This is a genomic window from Rhizobium sp. 268 (assembly GCF_036571585.1).
In the GTDB taxonomy this organism is placed as follows: Bacteria; Pseudomonadota; Alphaproteobacteria; order Rhizobiales; family Rhizobiaceae; genus Rhizobium; species Rhizobium redzepovicii.
On record NZ_JAPPSO010000013.1, the window covers coordinates 15,686 to 31,542 of the forward strand.

Genomic DNA, 15,857 nt, shown 5'->3' on the forward strand with positions numbered 1-15,857 from the left:
CGGCCAAGATGGATGGTCAGGACAGTGACGGTCTGATACGATTTCGCGAAACTGTTATGGTTCAGAAAGCAGTACGGATGAACGAAGGACGCACACGGGTGGAGATGGTCGTCTCAACGATCAGGCAGCGCATTGCCGGCCGCAGCCTGACGCCCGGCGCAAGATTGCCTTCCGTCCGAGGTCTGGCCGCGACATTGAAGCTGTCAACTTCGACTGTGGTGGATGCCTATGAGCGTCTCGTCGCCGAAGGGGCGATCCTGGCGCGGCCGGGCTCGGGATTCTACGTCGCCAACCAGGCAGCCCCCTTTGCGCTCGCCGAGACCGGGCCGAAGCTCGACCGCGCCGTCGATCCGTTCTGGATATCCCGGCAATCGCTGGAGGCAGATGAAACCGACCTGAAGCCCGGCTGCGGCTGGCTGCCGCCTTCTTGGCTGCCGGCGGAAGGCATGCGCCGCGGGCTGAGGACCCTTGCCCGCGCCGACGGGCCGGCGCTTGCCGAGTACGGCTCGCCACTCGGCCTGCCGCCGCTGCGCCAGCTGATTTCGCGGCGTATGGGCGAACGCGGCATCGAAGCCTCCCCCGACCAGATCATGCTCGCCGATTCCGGCACGCAGGCAATCGATCTGCTCTGCCGCTTCCTGCTGGAACCCGGCGACACGGTGCTGGTCGACGACCCCTGCTATTTCAATTTTCATGCGCTGCTGCGCGCCCATCGGGCAAAGATCGTTGGTGTGCGCTACACGCCGTCCGGTCCCGATATCGATCTGTTTGCCCACGTCGTCGCCGAACACCGGCCGCGGCTCTACATCACCAACTCCGCCATCCATAATCCGACGGGCGCAACGCTTTCCCCGGTGACGGCCCACCGGCTTCTGAAACTCGCCGACCAGTTCGACCTCACCATCATCGAGGACGATATCTTCACCGATTTCGAATATACGCCGGCGCCTCGCCTTGCCGCCTTCGACGGGCTCGATCGGGTCATTCACATCGGCAGCTTTTCGAAGACTTTGTCGGCCTCGGCCCGCTGCGGCTTCGTCGCCGCCAAACCGGAATGGATCGACGGCCTGACCGATCTCAAGATCGCCACCTCCTTCGGCGGCGGCCGGCTGACGGCCGAACTGGTGCTGAACGTCTTGAGCGACGGCAGCTATCGCAAACATACGGAAATGCTGAGACAACGGCTCTCCCGGGCGATGAGCGAGGTCTCTGCCAAGCTGAAGGCTTTGGGGATAACACCGTGGCTGGAGCCCCAGGCCGGCATGTTCCTTTGGTGCCGCCTGCCCGACGGCATCGATGCGGCTGATGTGGCACGCGCCGCCTTGGAAAAGAAGATCGTGCTGGCCCCCGGCAACGCCTTCAGCCTGTCGCAATCGGCGACGAATTTCATGCGGTTCAATGTGTCGCAGATGCTCAATGCGCGCGTGTTCGAGGTGCTGGGGGAGGTGTTGGGGAGCCAGGGGACGTCAGGCCGGGATTGAGCCGAGACGCTGCGGGCAACGGCTTGCGGCATCCGCGGTCACCTTGCACCAACCTCTCCTCCGTCATTCCTGCGCTTGTCACACGGCGCAGACGCGCCGTGGCTTGGATTCCTGTGACAAGCACAGGAGTAACGGAGGAGAGGTTAGGCGCTAGTCGATGCCGGTCCAGGGCCGCGCGGCACGCCCTTCATCGTCGCCCAAACCATACCTCAAAACGACCGATTGACCGCCTTGTCGTTCTCCAGCCGCGTCACGCAGCCTTCGAGCTTGGCGAGCAGCAAGTCGAAGTCGAGCGGCTTCGTCAGGTAGTCCGCCGCCCCGGCGCGAAGGCCCGCAAGCGTGTTTTCGCGGTCGGTCAGCGCTGTCAGCAGGATGAAGGGGATGTTGGAGAGCTCGGGGTGGTTGATCTGAATTTCGGCGAGAAGCTGGTGCCCGTCCATGACCGGCATGGAAATATCGCTGATGACGATGTCGGGCCATTTCGACAGGATCATTTCGAGCCCTTCGGCGCCGTTTGAGGCCTCGAGCGTCCTGTAGCCGGCTTCGGTCAACTCCTCGACAAGGAGGTTCCGGATCTCGACTTCATCTTCTATGCACAGGACTGTAACCATAAGCTTTTCCCTAAGCTGCGACGTGTTGATCCGACAATAGAGACCCTATTGGCAGACGAATGATAAATGTTGTGCCCTTGCCGAGCTTGCTCGTCACCTCGACGGTGCCGCCATGCAGTTCGACGACCTGCTTGACAACGTTGAGCCCGATGCCGGTTCCGGCAATGCCCGTCGCGCTGCGGGCGCGGTAATAGGGCTGAAACAGCTTCGGCAGATCATCCGCATCCATGCCGATGCCGCTGTCGGCAACGGCGATCTCCAGCGTCTTTTCATCAACCCGGGCGCGAACATAGATATCAGGTGCATTGGGCGAATATTTGACGGCGTTCGAAATCAGGTTGGTAAAGACCTGCTCCATCGCGCTGCGGTCGAATGTCAAACCCTCGGGTATCGGCTCGAGATCGAGATGGAACAGATGCGAGCGGCTGAGGTGGTGCTGTCTGTCGCAGCAGGTGACGAGCAAGGCTTTCAGATCGCCCTCGCTCCGCTTCAATGTAATCTGTCCGGTTTCGAGCCGGCCACTGGCGAGGATACTCTCCATCAGATCGACCATGCGCACCACCGCGCTGCGGATCACGCCGGCTTTTTCGTGGACGTAATCGCCGCTGACATTGGTGGTCGAGCGGCAGAGCCGCTGAGCCGCGGCGTCGATGATTGCGAGCGGCGTGCGAAACTCGTGCGACGCCATGGCGACGAACTGGCGCTGGAGCGCATTCACCTGGCGTTCGTGCACCAGCAGCCGGTCCAGCTCCTCCCTCTGCCGTTCGATCTCGGCCGTTCGATCGGCCACCATTTCTTCCAGATGGTTGCGGTGGTGGGTGAGCTCAGCCTGGCTGTCCAGCAGGGTCAGCGAGGTCCGATGCAGACCGCGTCCGAGCCAGAAGACGACAGCGATCAGCAGCGCCAAGCAGCCAAGCCCAGCCGGCGCGATCTGTTGAAAGAGCATGAATCCGGGCAGGATCGGTGGCCAGACGAGATAACCGATCGTGCCGCCGTCATGGGACAAGACCGGCACCTGGGCCCGTTCGTCATTGCTTTTCGGCGCGAAATGCAAGCCTTCGAGGCGCGCATAATGGGCGATGCTTTCAGCGGCTTTTCCATCGATGAACTTGACCGAGACGGCGATGAACTCCTGGCCCGCCTCGATCTGCATTCTGGCCGAGCTCGGCAGAATGGGCCGCGCGCTTGCGATCGCCGGCCGATTGCCGATCATGATCGTGCGAACCGTCGCCAGCTGACCAAGCGGTTTGGCGCCGGGCTTTGCCGCCTGCTCGACGAGAACCGCGCGCATCTCTCCGGCAAGCGCGGTCATTTCTCGGCCGTCGTCGCTGCCAAACCGCGGCGGCATGGCATCCGCGCCGTCGCGGAATGCAAACATCAGGCGATTGGTATCGTCGAAGATATAGGTCCGGTCATGCCCGAAATACTGGCTGGTCCACCGGCCGATATTGTCGAGCAGCCATTCATGGTTCCGCTGCTTGGCATAAAGGAAGGCGTCATCCCATTTGGCAACGCTTTCCTGTTCCCGGGGAAGCGCCGCGATCTGCTCCTCCAGTCCCTGCCGGACAAAGTCGGCCTGCCGGCGCAGCGAGAGATCATCGACCTTTATGGCGGCGAGCCACGCAAATCCGCACAGCAACACAGCCGCCGCACTGGTGAGTGTCACCAAGACGAATGTAATGTGGGATGTTAGCCTGACCTTCAATATCTGCAACCTTTTGACGGCGCCCGCTGCCGAGAAATTGACACGCAAAGGTTGACGTACCGTGAATTATGCGCTCCCCTGCACCCCGACTGTCTCCGAAGGCATTCGCGACATTCGAAGGAGAAGCGCATGGACGCCGCCGCGTCGGAAACGTCAGACATCAGGATCGAACCGATTGCTGCCGCGCACATCGACAGCTTTCATCGCGCGCTCGACGTCGTCGCGCGGGAGAAAAAATACCTGTCAATGCTTGAGGCGACGCCGCTTTCGGAAACGCGCGCCTTCGTGATGGGCATGATTGCAAAAGGCAATCCGCAGTTCGTGGCTATCGCGCAAGACGAGGTCGTCGGCTGGTGCGACATCGACCGGCATTTCTTCCCGTCGCACGCCCATCGCGGCAAGCTCGGAATGGGGATTCTTCCCGCCTATCGCAGCCAGGGTCTCGGACGAAAGCTCATCGAGACCACGTTGAGAGCCGCCCAGGAGGCCGGCTTTCTCCGGGTCGAACTCGATGTTTACCAGGACAATCGGCGGGCGATCGCCCTCTATGAAAAAATGGGGTTCGTGCGCGAGGGGATAATCCGGCGCGCCGCGCGTATCGACGGCCGGTTCATCGATGCGATCGGCATGGCGCTCTTGTTCGATGAGGATGGGCCGGCATAAATCGGAGTATCGTCAGCGTTTTTGGACAATAGCGCGGCAATCGATTGGATCGGCGCAGCGCTCAGAAACCCATCCTTAGGGGCCAGCGAAAAGGCTTCTGGTCGAGTGAATCGCGAACCTGGCGGCAGGCACGAACACTTTCGTCGTTCTAACGATCGGGCTTTTATAGATGTGCGCAAATCGGCTAAAGGGATTTCGAACAAGCCGTGGGCACTGTTTAGGACGCCCAGCTCGCCGTCAGGGTTCTTTCGCCCGGCCTGCTCCTATCGGGCGAAAGCCTCGAACGGATTATCGTGGGTCAGGCGCATCAGCGTCCCGTCGTCCACGCCTCGCCGTGTTAGCTCGGGCAGCAGGACCGTGGAAAGATGGGTGTAGGGCTTGGGTGTCCCGCCCATCGGCAGCGCCGGATCGTACCAGCCCCGGTCATGGCTCAACAACAGGCGGTCGCCGCAACCAGCCTCCAGCGCCCTGATCACCAGCTCGGCCACTTCGTCGTCCCCGGCCCGGCCGACATGGTCATACTCGATCCACGCACCTCGCTCGGCAACGGCAAGATTATAGGCGAAGTCTTTTTCTTCCTGCGTGTGAATCGAGATGAACCTATCGGCCCGATAGCCTTCCGCCTCGATGACATCGAGCTGATCCATGACGACCCGTCCCCTGATCGTATGACTGCCGATGACGGCGTCCGTCTGGGCAGCGGCGCGCGCCGCTGCCCGCAGGATTTTCGTCTCGAGCGCCGTCATGCCGTCATCACCGGCGCTGAGCTTGATCCAGCCGGCCTGGAACCCGATCTCGTCGATCTGCTCCGTCAGCTCGCGCAGCATCCACGCCTCCAGCTCCTGCTCGGACGCATGGCGGACCCATTCGGGAATCCAGGGTTCACGGTAATTGCCGGTGGGAACGACGATCGGAAAATCCGTCGCAATTGACACGGCAAGATCGATATCCGCACGGCGTCCAACGCCGCCCGTTGAGCATTCGACCAGTGCCGTCACCCCGAGCTTCTTGATGCGCTCGATTTCAGGCGCCATCAGCCGAACAACGTCTTCGGTTTCTGCGTCGGCATAACCGGGCTGGTCGGGTGTCCTGAGGTCGACGAAGACGTGCTCGTGCGGCAGGATCATCCCAAGTTCGGATTTGCTCTTGGGCCCGAGCGTCGTGCGCAGAAATTTCAAAGTCTTCCCCCGGTCACGCCAGCTTTGCGTCCAGGCCGATACCGAAGCCTCGACACTGCCGCCAAACTAGATCGTCAGGTCAGGAAATCAATCGCTCACCCGATCGAAATTCTGACAACTAGACCTGGATGCCGACGATTTTGGAGCCGATTTCTAGGCGCGCTAACTATCGCTTGGGGAGAGTTATGCCGCATCGGCCGCATCTATTTCCCTTTCGGCCGGCTGATGGCGCGGATCTTGCCGCTGCCGCCGCCTCCACAGAAGAAGCAGTCGCCGCCGTCGGATTCGAGGCCGGAGACGCCGGCGCCTTCGGGCATGTCCAGCCGCTCGAGCACCTCTCCGGTTTCCGGATTGATGCGCCTGACGTCGCTGTCGTCGCCCTCCCAGGTGCCGTGCCAGAGCTGGCCGTCGACCCAGGTCACGCCGGTGACGACGCGGTTGGATTCGATGGTGCGGAGGATTTTGCCGGTTTCCGGATCGATCTGATGGATCCTGCGGCCGCGATGCTGGCCGACCCAGAGCGTGCCCTCGGCCCAGGCGAGGCCGGAATCGCCGCCATTGCCGGGTGCCGGGATGGTGGAAAGGATATGGCCGGTCTTCGGGTCGATCTTGTGAATGACGTCCTCGGCGATCTGGTAGAGAAACTCTCCGTCGAAAGCCGTCCCCGCATGCGACGCGACCTCGATGGAGCGCACCACCTCGCCGCTTGCGGGATCGAGCGCGTTCAGTCTGTCGCCCGAGGCAAACCAAACGTGCTGGCCGTCGAACGTGACGCCGTTGACGCGCTCAGCGCCGGGAAAAGGCCCATATTCACGCAGGATATTCGCAGCTGATTTTTTCATCTCTTCCTTCCCTGTTACTCCGATCATCCTAATCGCTCGGCAGCGGCCCGGGGAGTAACAAGATCGTCGGGAAACCAGGCAGCGGCGGGCTCATCCAGCGCCGTGCCCGCCCGCGCCCCAGCGATTGCACCTTGCCTTCGCCGGCGAGAGAATCCAGCGCCCGCTGCACCGTGCGGGGGCTCGCCGCAAGCGCAATCGCCAGCGCCGAACTCGACCACGCCTCCCCGTCGGCCAGAAAAGCGAGCACCGCTCCATGCGCCCCTTCGACGATTGGCGCCAGCACGGCAATCTCCGGGGCGCCGCGCGGCGAAAGCGCAAAGCCGCGCTTTGTCGCCGCAACCTCCGCCAGTCCCCGCAGTTCAGCGCGCAGCCGGCCGATCTCGACCCGCAGCCGGGCGCGATGCGATTCATCGGCATGTTTGCCACGGAAGGCGCGGGCAATCAGCGTACCCCTTGCCACATCCCCCGGCCAGGCTTCGGCGAGCGTGCGGGCAAGTGCAAACAGCACCGGCCGCGTCGCGAGCGGGACGGCGGCGCCCGCGGTCCACACCACATGGCGGCAGGCATCGACGACGAGCGTGCCGGAGGAAAGCAGCGCTTCTACCTCGGCGAGCAACAGCGGACGTTCTTGACCGTGCGAGATCAGCCGCGCCGCCGGGGTGTCGAGCACCAGCGCGGCGGTTTCGACCTCCGCCGTCAAAGCGGGGATCGCGGCAGCCCGCGCCGAAAGCCTTGCCCGGTCGAGGGCGGCGCGCGCTGCCTGCGTCTGCAGGCGCCGAACGGCGATGCCCGCCGCCACCAGTTCGTGGGCAGTCCGCAGCGCCGGCGGCAGCGGCGCCGGATCGAGTGCTGCGAGCGCGCGCTCGGCCTCATCGAGGCGGCCGATCAGCACCAGCCTGCGAATGGCCACATTGCCCGCATGGGCGGCATTGACCCTGTCGTCATGCGCTTCCAGCACCCTGCGCGCCGATTCCAACACCTTCGGCGGCCAGATGAGATCGCGTGAGACCAGCGCGATCTCGGCTTCGGCGACCACGCATCGCGCCCGCGCCACCGCCTCCCGCGGTCCGAAGGCGCGCGCCGCACTCTTCAACAGCGCCTTGGCGCGGACGAGATCACCAAGCTGGGCCATTGCAATGCCGCGCAGCGCCAGCGCCGGCGCGTCGTCGCGCAGCGCCACCCGCTTCAGCGCGCCAAGCGCATCGCCCGATGCCAGCGCCCTTGCGGCCGCTGTGATCAACGAGTCCATTCAAATCCCGTCACACTTGTCACTCCCGCCATTTCGCTGCCCGGCCGTAATCTGCTTGGGACCGGCAGGCAACCCGCGCCGGATGCTACGACGATAGACAGGCAAAGGAGAAGACCCCATGACGGCACAACTCAACGCAACGCGCCAGCAATGGCTGGCAGCAAGGCTCGATCTACTCGAGGAGGAGAAGGAATTGACCCGGCGGAGCGACGCGCTGGCGGTCAAGCGCCAGCAATTGCCGCGTGTTGGGATCGATAAGGAATACCGCTTCGACACCGAAAGCGGCAACATCTCGCTGAAAGAGCTCTTCGGCGGCCGTTCACAGCTTCTCGTCTATCACTTCATGTTCGGCCCCGATTATACCGCCGGATGCCCGTCCTGCTCCTCGATCGCTGACGGTTTCAACGGCGTCTTCGTCCATCTCGAGAACCACGATGTCGCCTTCTGGGCGGTGTCGCGCGCGCCGCTCACAAAGCTTCAGGCATTCAAGCAGCGCATGGGTTGGAGCTTCCCCTGGGCCTCGTCCTTCGGCAGCGATTTCAACGGCGATTTTAGCGTCTGGTTCAGTGCCGAAGATCAGCGCCGGGGCGATATAGAATACAATTACCGGCTCGAGCCGCCCGCCCCCGAACCGCTCGCCGGCCAAACCGTGCAGCAATGGCAGCAGCCGGAGGGAGAAGGCCCGGTCGCCCAAATCGCCGCCATGACCGGCACCGATGTCATGACCTACACCCGCGACCGGCCTGGAGTCAGCGCCTTCGAACTCGTCGACGGTAGGGTCTATCATAGCTATTCCAGCTATGCCCGCGGGTTGGACGGACTGTGGGGCATGTATCAATGGCTCGACCGCGCGCCCAAGGGCCGTAACGAAACCGGCATCTGGTGGCGCCATCACGACCGCTACAGCAAGGAGTAACGGCGATGCTGCGTTCCGCCCACACCGCAAAGAGAGGCGATGGCAACGCGCCTCTCAACGACGCCGAATGGCTGTCGCTGGCAGCCGCCGACGAAGTATCAACCGGTAAGCCGAGCGGGAGGATGACCAACCCGGCCGGCAGCATCGCCGCCCATGCCGCCGACCGGCTATCCCTCGCCGCCGCCCCGACATTCGCGCTCATGGCGCTGCTGACGGCCACCACCGGCAGCGCCGACACGATCTGCACCGCGACGCCGAATGCTTTCCCGATCGGCGGAATGGTCCCGATGTACCTGCTGATGAGCGGCTTCCACGTGGCGCCCTGGCTACGCCTGGCCGCCGGCTGGCGAGGCATGGGCCGAAGGTGATGGTGCCAACGTCGCGACACCTCTCTTCCGTCATCCTGCCCTCGGGCTTTAACCGAGGGATGTCACAGGAATGACGGAGATGGGGGTGCGTTCCCGCTGCTCCACTCCGCCGTCTCTGACTTTACACCCTAACCGACGCGACCAGCTTCATGCCCTCACCTCGATAAAGTCGATCGGCCCGCCGGCAACCTCGTCGTCGAACACAGCACAGGAAAGCTTGCCGCCGAAGACGCAGCCGCTATCGATATTGGTGCGGTTTCCTGTCGTCACCGGGTTAGACAGTGAGGGAGTATGGCCGTGGACCAGATGTTTGCCCCAATAGTCGCTGGACTCACCGGGCGGGAACCGTAGCCAGAGAAGATCGAGCTTGGTCTGCCGTTCCAGCGGAAATTCCGGAACAACGCCGGCATGGACAAAGATGCGATATCGATCAACATGCATAAGCGGACGATCACCAGCCCATTGCAAATGCTGAGGCGGAACCCTGCCATCATAGGACATTTCGGTTTCAAGTCCGCCATTGCTGATCCATACGGGTCTGTCGTCGCTATCGGCATATGCAGCGACCATCATGTCTTCATGATTACCTTTCAGGCAGATCCAGCGCCACGGGCCGGCCGGACCGGCAATGAGCCGGTCGAGGACGCTTTTGCTGTCTGGCCCGCGATCGATATAGTCGCCAAGGAAAACGACTGTGCCCTTGGACGCGTATGTCTCGATGCGATCGATCATGCTGTCGAGCGGATCGATGCAGCCGTGAATATCGCCTATGGCAAACGTGTAGCGCATGTTCCAAGCCTCTCGGCTGCGATGTGACGGCCGGCGATCAAGGACGAAAAGGCGCGCGAGGGCATGGCGCGGAGGCTCACGCCCCCTCCGCCGTCCGTCGCATCATAACAAACGCAAACCCCGGCGCCATCTCCGATTGTCTTCCAGGCCGGAATTGTGTCATGACCTGACAACGCAACAGCGCAAGGTGCGGCATTAACATGAAGAAGATCGGGTTCCTTTCGTTCGGGCACTGGACGCCCTCGCCGCAATCGCAGACGCGCTCGGCGGGCGATGCCCTTCTGCAGTCGATCGACCTTGCCGTCGCGGCCGAAGAACTCGGTGCTGACGGGGCGTATTTTCGCGTGCATCATTTCGCCCGCCAGCTCGCCGCGCCCTTCCCGCTACTATCGGCCGTCGGCGCGAGAACCAGCCGGATCGAGATCGGCACCGCCGTCATCGACATGCGTTACGAGAACCCGCTCTACATGGCCGAGGATGCGGGTGCCGCCGACCTCATCGCCGGCGGCCGGCTGCAGCTCGGCATCAGCCGCGGTTCGCCCGAGCAGGTGATCGATGGCTGGCGCCATTTCGGCTATGCCCCATCGGAAGGTCAGGACGAGGCCGAGATGGCCCGCCGCCACGCCGAAGTGTTTCTTGAGGTGCTGCGCGGCGAAGGCTTTGCCAAACCCAACCCGCGGCCGATGTTTCCGAACCCGCCCGGCCTTCTGCGTCTCGAGCCGCATTCCGAGGGCCTGCGCGAGCGGATTTGGTGGGGCGCAAGCTCCAATGCCACCGCCGTCTGGGCGGCCAAGCTCGGCATGAACCTGCAGAGCTCGACGCTGAAGGACGACGAGACGGGAGAGCCGTTCCATGTCCAGCAGGCCGACCAGATTCGTGCTTACCGTGAGGCCTGGAAGGCCGCCGGCCACACCCGCCAGCCGCGCGTCTCGGTCAGCCGCAGCATCTTCGCGCTCGTCGACGACCGCGACCGCGCCTATTTCGGCTATGGCAGCGACGAGGACGACAAGATCGGTTTCATTGACGAGAAGACCCGGGCGATCTTCGGCCGCAGCTATGCCGCCGAGCCCGACATTCTGATCAAACAGCTTGCCGAAGACCAGGCGATCGCTGAGGCCGACACGCTGCTGCTCACCGTCCCCAACCAGCTCGGCGTCGCTTACAACGCCCATGTCATCGAGGCAATTCTGACCCACGTCGCTCCGGCGCTTGGCTGGCGCTGACGCTCGCCAAAGCACCGGGCGCTCACATTCGCCTGTATCTGGCGCGGAATTCGCGGGGACTGCAGCCCTCGCGCTCGTGGAAGACCCGTGAAAAATAAAAGGGGTCATCCAGACCGATCATGGCGGCAACCGCTTCGATTTTTTCGTCGGTGGTGGCCAACAGCTGTTTGGCATGGTCCATGCGCGCCCGAAGCTGAAATGCCTTGGGCGGCAGTCCTGTTTCCAGCGTGAACCGCCGGCGCAATGTTGCCGGAGACATACCGTGCTCGGCGGCAAAGGCGGCAAGGTCGAGCGGTTGCATCGCCCGCCGCCGTAGCGTTTCCACGATCACGGCCATGGCGGGCCTCTCCTGGCGCCGATCCGCCGCTCCAATTGCCTGTCTGGCGGCTGATATGACGATGCGATGCAGCATCAGTGCCGCCGACGCCTGTCCCAGATGGGTATCGTCGAGCAGATCGGCATGGAGCATCCCGAAGAGCCGCGCCACTTCATCGAGGCGATGCAAGGTCACGACGGGATGCCGTTCGCCAATGATCCTCAGCCTGACGAAGTCCCGCGTGAAGGATCCTTCGAAAAGCGCCCAGCGCTCGTCCCAGCCGCCTTCGTCGGGAGCGTAGGAATGCGCGCGGTTGGGAAACAGCCAGAACAGGGCAGGCCCGGTCAGGCTGAAGCGGCCGCTGGCGGCGGTCTCCAGCCAGCCCTGCCCGCGCTCCACCAGCACGACGGCGAAACTCGGAAGTTTCCGGTCGGTCACCGCATGGCGGGCATGCTGCCTGCCGCTTCCGGTGACCGCCAGTCCGCCGGCCGCGCCAAGCGGCGTTCTGTAAATGGCCTCGGCCTGTTTCATGATGAGCGAAAAGTCCAGCTACCAGTTTCCTCTATGTCGGTTATTCCTGCAGATCAGATAATTAAGCGCAACTCAATTCAAGCTGGGGAAGGCTGAAATGTCGATTGCCGCCGAAGCCGTGCAGGCCCGAACACCGGAATTTCCCCTGACCGCCCACGGCAAAACCTTGACTGCGGAGCGGATCGGCTGGCTCACGCCGACCGATCCCGCCATCGGCGTCGACGCCATCCGCCGCCGCTACCAGAACGACGGCTATGTTTGGCTGAAGGGCCTCCTGCCGCGGGCCGATGTCATCGATTTCCGTGGCTGGGCGTTCGAGCGCCTCGCGGTGACAGGATTGGTCGAGCCCGGCAGCGATTTTTCGCAAGGGATTGCGTCGGCCGCCAGCGTCGACTGGAGCCTGGCGGACCGGCGCCTGATGTCGCTTGTCCGCTCCGCCGCCTATGAAGGTTTTTGCGCGCAGCCGCCGCTTACCCGCTTCATGGACGAATTTCTGCAGGGCATCTCCTATCTGCACAAGCGCAAGATCATGCGTTTCACCCAGCCGGGAACGCCGACGGCCACACCCGCTCACTACGATCTCGTTTATCTCCGCGGCGGCACCAGTCGCCTGGTGACGGTATGGATCCCGATCGGCGACATCCCTGCCGAGATGGGCGGCCTCGTCTACCTCGAAGGTTCGCACGCGCTTGGAGTCAAGATGGAGGCGAAGTTCCAGGCCGCAAGCGGCGATCTTTCTCCGGAAGAGCGGATCAGCGCCTATAACAGCCACATGACGGAAGGCGGCTGGGTCTCGAAAGATCTTCCCGATATGGCGAAGCGCTTCGACACCCGCTGGCTCGCCGCCGATTATGAGGCCGGCGACGTTGTGCTGCACTCGCCCTACATGATCCACGCCTCAACCACCAACCAGAACAGCAGCCGGCGGCTGCGCCTTTCCACCGACATCAGATATCAGAATGTCGACGACGAGATCGACGCCCGATGGAACAACCATTGGAGCCTCGGCGATATGCTGTAGCCCGGCTTCAGCGCCCCGGCAGCGAAGCGTCGGGACCTTACTGCCGCCGTGAGCGTTGATGGTCCAAGCCTTGAATCGGTTGCATGACTGACCGACTTATGGCTGGGACCGAACCGCTCGAGTTGCCTGATGCCGCGCACGAACCTGAACGATATCCTGATCTTCATGGCCGTCGTCGATGCCGGAAGTTTTATCGCCGGCGGCCAGGCCATGGGCCTGTCCCGCTCGGCGGCCGGAAAGGCCGTCATCCGCCTCGAAGACCGGCTCGGCGCACGTCTGCTCAACCGCACGACGAGAACGCTGAGCCTGACCGATGAAGGGCGGGTCTTTTACGAGCGCGGCCTGCAGATCCTTGCGGCGGTCGATGAGGCGGAAGCGAGTCTGGGAGGCCAGAGCGGCATGCCGCGCGGCCTTCTCAGAGTGACTGTACCCGATGCCTTCGGCCGGCTCGTCGTGATGCCGCTGCTGGAAAAATATCTTCGGGCCTGGCCCGACATCCAGGTCGAGGTGAGCTTTACCGATCAACTCTCCGACATCATCGAGGACGGCTTCGATCTGGCGATCCGTATCGGCGCCGCGGCGTCGGATACCCGGCTGGTCTCGCGCGTGATCGCCACCTACAAGACACGCCTCTGCGCCTCGCCTTCCTATCTCGCCGCGAACGGCGAGCCACGCGAAATCGACGATCTCGCAGCCCACGACTGCCTGATTTTCGCCAACCGCAATCAAAGGCAAGGCTGGCGTTTTCGTGGCAAGGGCGGTGCCTGGATCAAGGCGCAGGGGCGCAGCCGCCTGAGGCTCGACAACGGCGAGGCGATCCGCGACGCTGCCCTGGCGGGATTGGGTATCGCGCTCCTGCCCGATTTTCTCATCGGCGGCGATCTCGCCGCCGGGCGTCTTCGGCAGGTCCTGCCCGACCTGGAAGCCGATGACGCCAAGATCGTCACGCTCTATCCCGACAAGCGCCTGCTGGAACCGCGCATCCACCGTTTCGTGGATCTGATAGTCGAGGCGCTGGGACACGAGAGATCGGGCGCGCGCTCATCGCCTTGATACGGAAGCACCAACATCGGCAACCGCCCTGTCGAAACCGCGGAAACTTTTCAAGGCAAGGGGAAAGAGAGTGGCGACGAGATAGGCAAACCCGGTGAGCAGCAGCGCCGCGGCAAGACCGATCGTGCTGATCAGCGTACCGCCGACAAGGCCGCCGAAGGGAATGAGGGCGAAGCAGAGGGCGGTATTCAATGCGATGACGCGGCCGGTCAGCGGCTTGGGGATGCGCTCGAAGATCACCGCCGACAGGATCGGGTTGAGAAAGCCCGAGGCGAATCCCCCGATGGCCAGGGTCGTAAAGACAAGACCGAGCGGCGCATCCAGCGCAGTAACGAGAAAACGCGGAAAGCCGGTCAACAGGAATGCCACGGTATAGACGATCAGGCGCGGCATCCGTTCGCCGATTGCTGCGGCGATCGCCGCACCTGCGATCGATGCGCCGGCGAATGCCGCAAACATCGCTCCCAGCAGTTCCGGACCATGGCCGGAATCACGTGTCCAGACAGGCAGCAGCACCGCATGATAGGCCTGATCCAGCAGGTTGGTGATCGCCACCATAACGACGATGCTGACGAGCACAGCATCGCCGCGCAGAAAGCGCCAGCCTTCGCGGAGATCGTCGAGATAAGAAGGCCTCTCGGCCGGTCGGGCGCCGGATAGCTCTGGCGTGCGCCGCATATCGGGGATGCCGACGGCAACGATCAGCGCGGCCGCGGCGAAGGTGGCGGCATTGACGAGGAGCGCCTGACCCGGGCCGATCAGGCCAATCAGCGCCCCGGCTCCGGCCGCACCCGCCGTCGAGGCCAGCCGCTCAATGGCGCTGGCGACGCCAGTCACCCGTTCGAGCGACACATTCGCGAGCCTGGCGATATCGGGAACCATCGCCTGCTTGGCGGCGTCGGAAGGCCCACGCAGCACGCCCATGGCAAAGACGGCAGGCAGCAGCACCGGCATGCCGAGCAGGCCGAAAAAATCGAGCAACGGCACCAACGCCACCACGGCCACCGAAACGCTATCGCAGACGATGGCCATGCGCTTGGCGCCGACGCGGTCGATCAGCGGCCCGCCGAGCGCCTTGGCGACGACATAGGGCAGCATCTCCATCATCGCCGTCACGCCGGTCAGGACAGGGCTGCCCGTCGTGCTCAACACCAGCCAGGGAATGGCGATGGTCGACAGCCGCGTGCCGGAAAGCGAACATGTCTCGGCAGCAGCGAGCGCCAGGAAAGGCCCAGCCTTCCTCACGCCTCGTCCTCCCCTTCGCGATGCGGAAGGCGGCCCGGATAGGGGAAGGCGTGCAGCATGACATAGAAAGGAACCATGTCGGAATTCCGGGACGCCGCCTCGCCCAGCGGCGGAGCCGCCCGCATCGCTTCCAGGATGATGTCGGTCAGCCGTTTCGTCAGAGCCTCGGCCTGTGGCGCCGTCATCGGAATAATGATGTCGTCGGCAGTCGTCGCCTTGCGCCATTCGGCCGGCAGTTCGGCATATTCCTCGAGCGCCTGCTGCATCTGGCCGACCTGCAGCGAGAGCGCCGCCTGGTTGAAAGCGAGGTCGAGATCGAGCGCCTCCCCCTCGGCTTCGCTCGGCGGCACCGAGGTCAGCTCATGGCTGGCGCGCCACCAACGGTCTCGCCGTGAGGCATGCGGCGCCTCCTCGATGAAGCCATATTGGGCAAGCTGGCGCAGATGATAGCTCGTCGCGCCGCTGTTCAGGCCGAGCCGCGCGGCAAGCTGCGTCGCCGTGGCAGGTCCATCGATCCTCAGCATGCCGAGCATGCGCAGCCGGACGGGATGAGCCAGCGCCTTCAGCGCGGTCGGTTCGGGCACGACGCGGCTGACGATGCGGGAGGCGGCGGTATCTGCGGCAGGTTTCGGGTGCGGATGTTTCATGCTTCAAGAATATATTTGC

16 protein-coding genes are annotated in these 15,857 nt (G+C 63.5%); 7 read left to right on the forward strand and 9 right to left on the reverse strand.

The window, feature by feature from the left end; genetic code table 11:
- Positions 1–56 precede the first annotated feature (56 nt).
- On the forward strand, positions 57–1,481 hold the full coding sequence (locus OS035_RS24010) for an aminotransferase-like domain-containing protein (protein ID WP_097626020.1): 1,425 nt from the start codon (positions 57–59) through the stop codon (positions 1,479–1,481).
- 209 nt (positions 1,482–1,690) lie between these two features.
- On the opposite strand, the gene OS035_RS24015 is transcribed toward OS035_RS24010, so the two are convergent.
- Both OS035_RS24015 and OS035_RS24020 read right to left on the reverse strand, forming a co-directional pair.
- Positions 1,691–2,092, reverse strand: coding sequence for a response regulator (locus OS035_RS24015; RefSeq protein ID WP_003593640.1), 402 nt, complete (start codon positions 2,090–2,092; stop codon positions 1,691–1,693).
- 10 nt (positions 2,093–2,102) lie between these two features.
- Positions 2,103–3,845 carry a sensor histidine kinase gene (locus OS035_RS24020; protein ID WP_165503933.1) on the reverse strand — a complete coding sequence of 581 codons (1,743 nt, stop codon included), beginning with the start codon at positions 3,843–3,845 and terminating at the stop codon, positions 2,103–2,105.
- Between the two features lie 81 nt (positions 3,846–3,926).
- Between OS035_RS24020 and OS035_RS24025 the strand changes: the two genes are divergently transcribed.
- Positions 3,927–4,460 carry a GNAT family N-acetyltransferase gene (locus OS035_RS24025; RefSeq protein ID WP_097626021.1) on the forward strand — a complete coding sequence of 178 codons (534 nt, stop codon included), beginning with the start codon at positions 3,927–3,929 and terminating at the stop codon, positions 4,458–4,460.
- Positions 4,461–4,723: 263 nt separating this feature from the next.
- Here the strand turns inward: OS035_RS24025 and OS035_RS24030 are convergent, their stop codons facing one another.
- The 3 genes from OS035_RS24030 to OS035_RS24040 all read right to left on the reverse strand — a co-directional run bounded on the left by OS035_RS24030 (position 4,724) and on the right by OS035_RS24040 (position 7,729).
- Positions 4,724–5,638, reverse strand: coding sequence for a phosphotriesterase family protein (locus tag OS035_RS24030; protein ID WP_097626022.1), 915 nt, complete (start codon positions 5,636–5,638; stop codon positions 4,724–4,726).
- Positions 5,639–5,841: 203 nt separating this feature from the next.
- Positions 5,842–6,480 (reverse strand): Vgb family protein, encoded by a 639-nt coding sequence (locus tag OS035_RS24035; RefSeq protein WP_097626023.1) that lies wholly within the window; start codon positions 6,478–6,480, stop codon positions 5,842–5,844.
- Positions 6,481–6,508: 28 nt separating this feature from the next.
- Complete coding sequence (locus OS035_RS24040) at positions 6,509–7,729, reverse strand: helix-turn-helix domain-containing protein (protein ID WP_097626024.1); 1,221 nt, start codon at positions 7,727–7,729, stop codon at positions 6,509–6,511.
- Between the two features lie 118 nt (positions 7,730–7,847).
- Here OS035_RS24040 and OS035_RS24045 point away from each other — a divergent pair, with 118 nt between their 5' ends.
- Both OS035_RS24045 and OS035_RS24050 read left to right on the forward strand, forming a co-directional pair.
- Entirely contained in the window at positions 7,848–8,645 is a 798-nt protein-coding gene (locus tag OS035_RS24045) for a DUF899 domain-containing protein (protein WP_097626025.1), read from the forward strand.
- A 5-nt stretch (positions 8,646–8,650) separates the two neighbouring features.
- On the forward strand, positions 8,651–9,013 hold the full coding sequence (locus tag OS035_RS24050) for a hypothetical protein (RefSeq protein ID WP_097626026.1): 363 nt from the start codon (positions 8,651–8,653) through the stop codon (positions 9,011–9,013).
- Between the two features lie 147 nt (positions 9,014–9,160).
- Here OS035_RS24050 and OS035_RS24055 read toward each other — a convergent pair whose 3' ends face one another.
- Positions 9,161–9,802: a metallophosphoesterase family protein gene (locus tag OS035_RS24055; protein WP_097626027.1), complete on the reverse strand. Its 642-nt coding sequence runs from the start codon at positions 9,800–9,802 to the stop codon at positions 9,161–9,163.
- 200 nt (positions 9,803–10,002) lie between these two features.
- Here OS035_RS24055 and OS035_RS24060 point away from each other — a divergent pair, with 200 nt between their 5' ends.
- Complete coding sequence (locus OS035_RS24060; protein WP_097626028.1) at positions 10,003–11,025, forward strand: LLM class flavin-dependent oxidoreductase; 1,023 nt, start codon at positions 10,003–10,005, stop codon at positions 11,023–11,025.
- A gap of 22 nt (positions 11,026–11,047) precedes the next feature.
- Here the strand turns inward: OS035_RS24060 and OS035_RS24065 are convergent, their stop codons facing one another.
- The gene (locus OS035_RS24065; protein ID WP_097626029.1) at positions 11,048–11,872 is read right to left on the reverse strand and encodes a helix-turn-helix transcriptional regulator; all 825 of its coding nucleotides are present in this window, start codon (positions 11,870–11,872) and stop codon (positions 11,048–11,050) included.
- Between the two features lie 97 nt (positions 11,873–11,969).
- Between OS035_RS24065 and OS035_RS24070 the strand changes: the two genes are divergently transcribed.
- Positions 11,970–12,893 (forward strand): phytanoyl-CoA dioxygenase family protein, encoded by a 924-nt coding sequence (locus tag OS035_RS24070; RefSeq protein ID WP_097626030.1) that lies wholly within the window; start codon positions 11,970–11,972, stop codon positions 12,891–12,893.
- Positions 12,894–13,022: 129 nt separating this feature from the next.
- Entirely contained in the window at positions 13,023–13,946 is a 924-nt protein-coding gene (locus OS035_RS24075; protein WP_097626031.1) for a LysR family transcriptional regulator, read from the forward strand.
- On the opposite strand, the gene OS035_RS24080 is transcribed toward OS035_RS24075, so the two are convergent.
- Both OS035_RS24080 and OS035_RS24085 read right to left on the reverse strand, forming a co-directional pair.
- On the reverse strand, positions 13,935–15,191 hold the full coding sequence (locus OS035_RS24080; RefSeq protein WP_331814121.1) for an MFS transporter: 1,257 nt from the start codon (positions 15,189–15,191) through the stop codon (positions 13,935–13,937). The genes OS035_RS24075 and OS035_RS24080 overlap by 12 nt on opposite strands.
- Complete coding sequence (locus OS035_RS24085) at positions 15,188–15,838, reverse strand: ArsR/SmtB family transcription factor (protein WP_097626033.1); 651 nt, start codon at positions 15,836–15,838, stop codon at positions 15,188–15,190. Before OS035_RS24085 ends, OS035_RS24080 begins: the two co-directional genes overlap by 4 nt.
- Between the last annotated feature and the right edge of the window lie 19 nt (positions 15,839–15,857).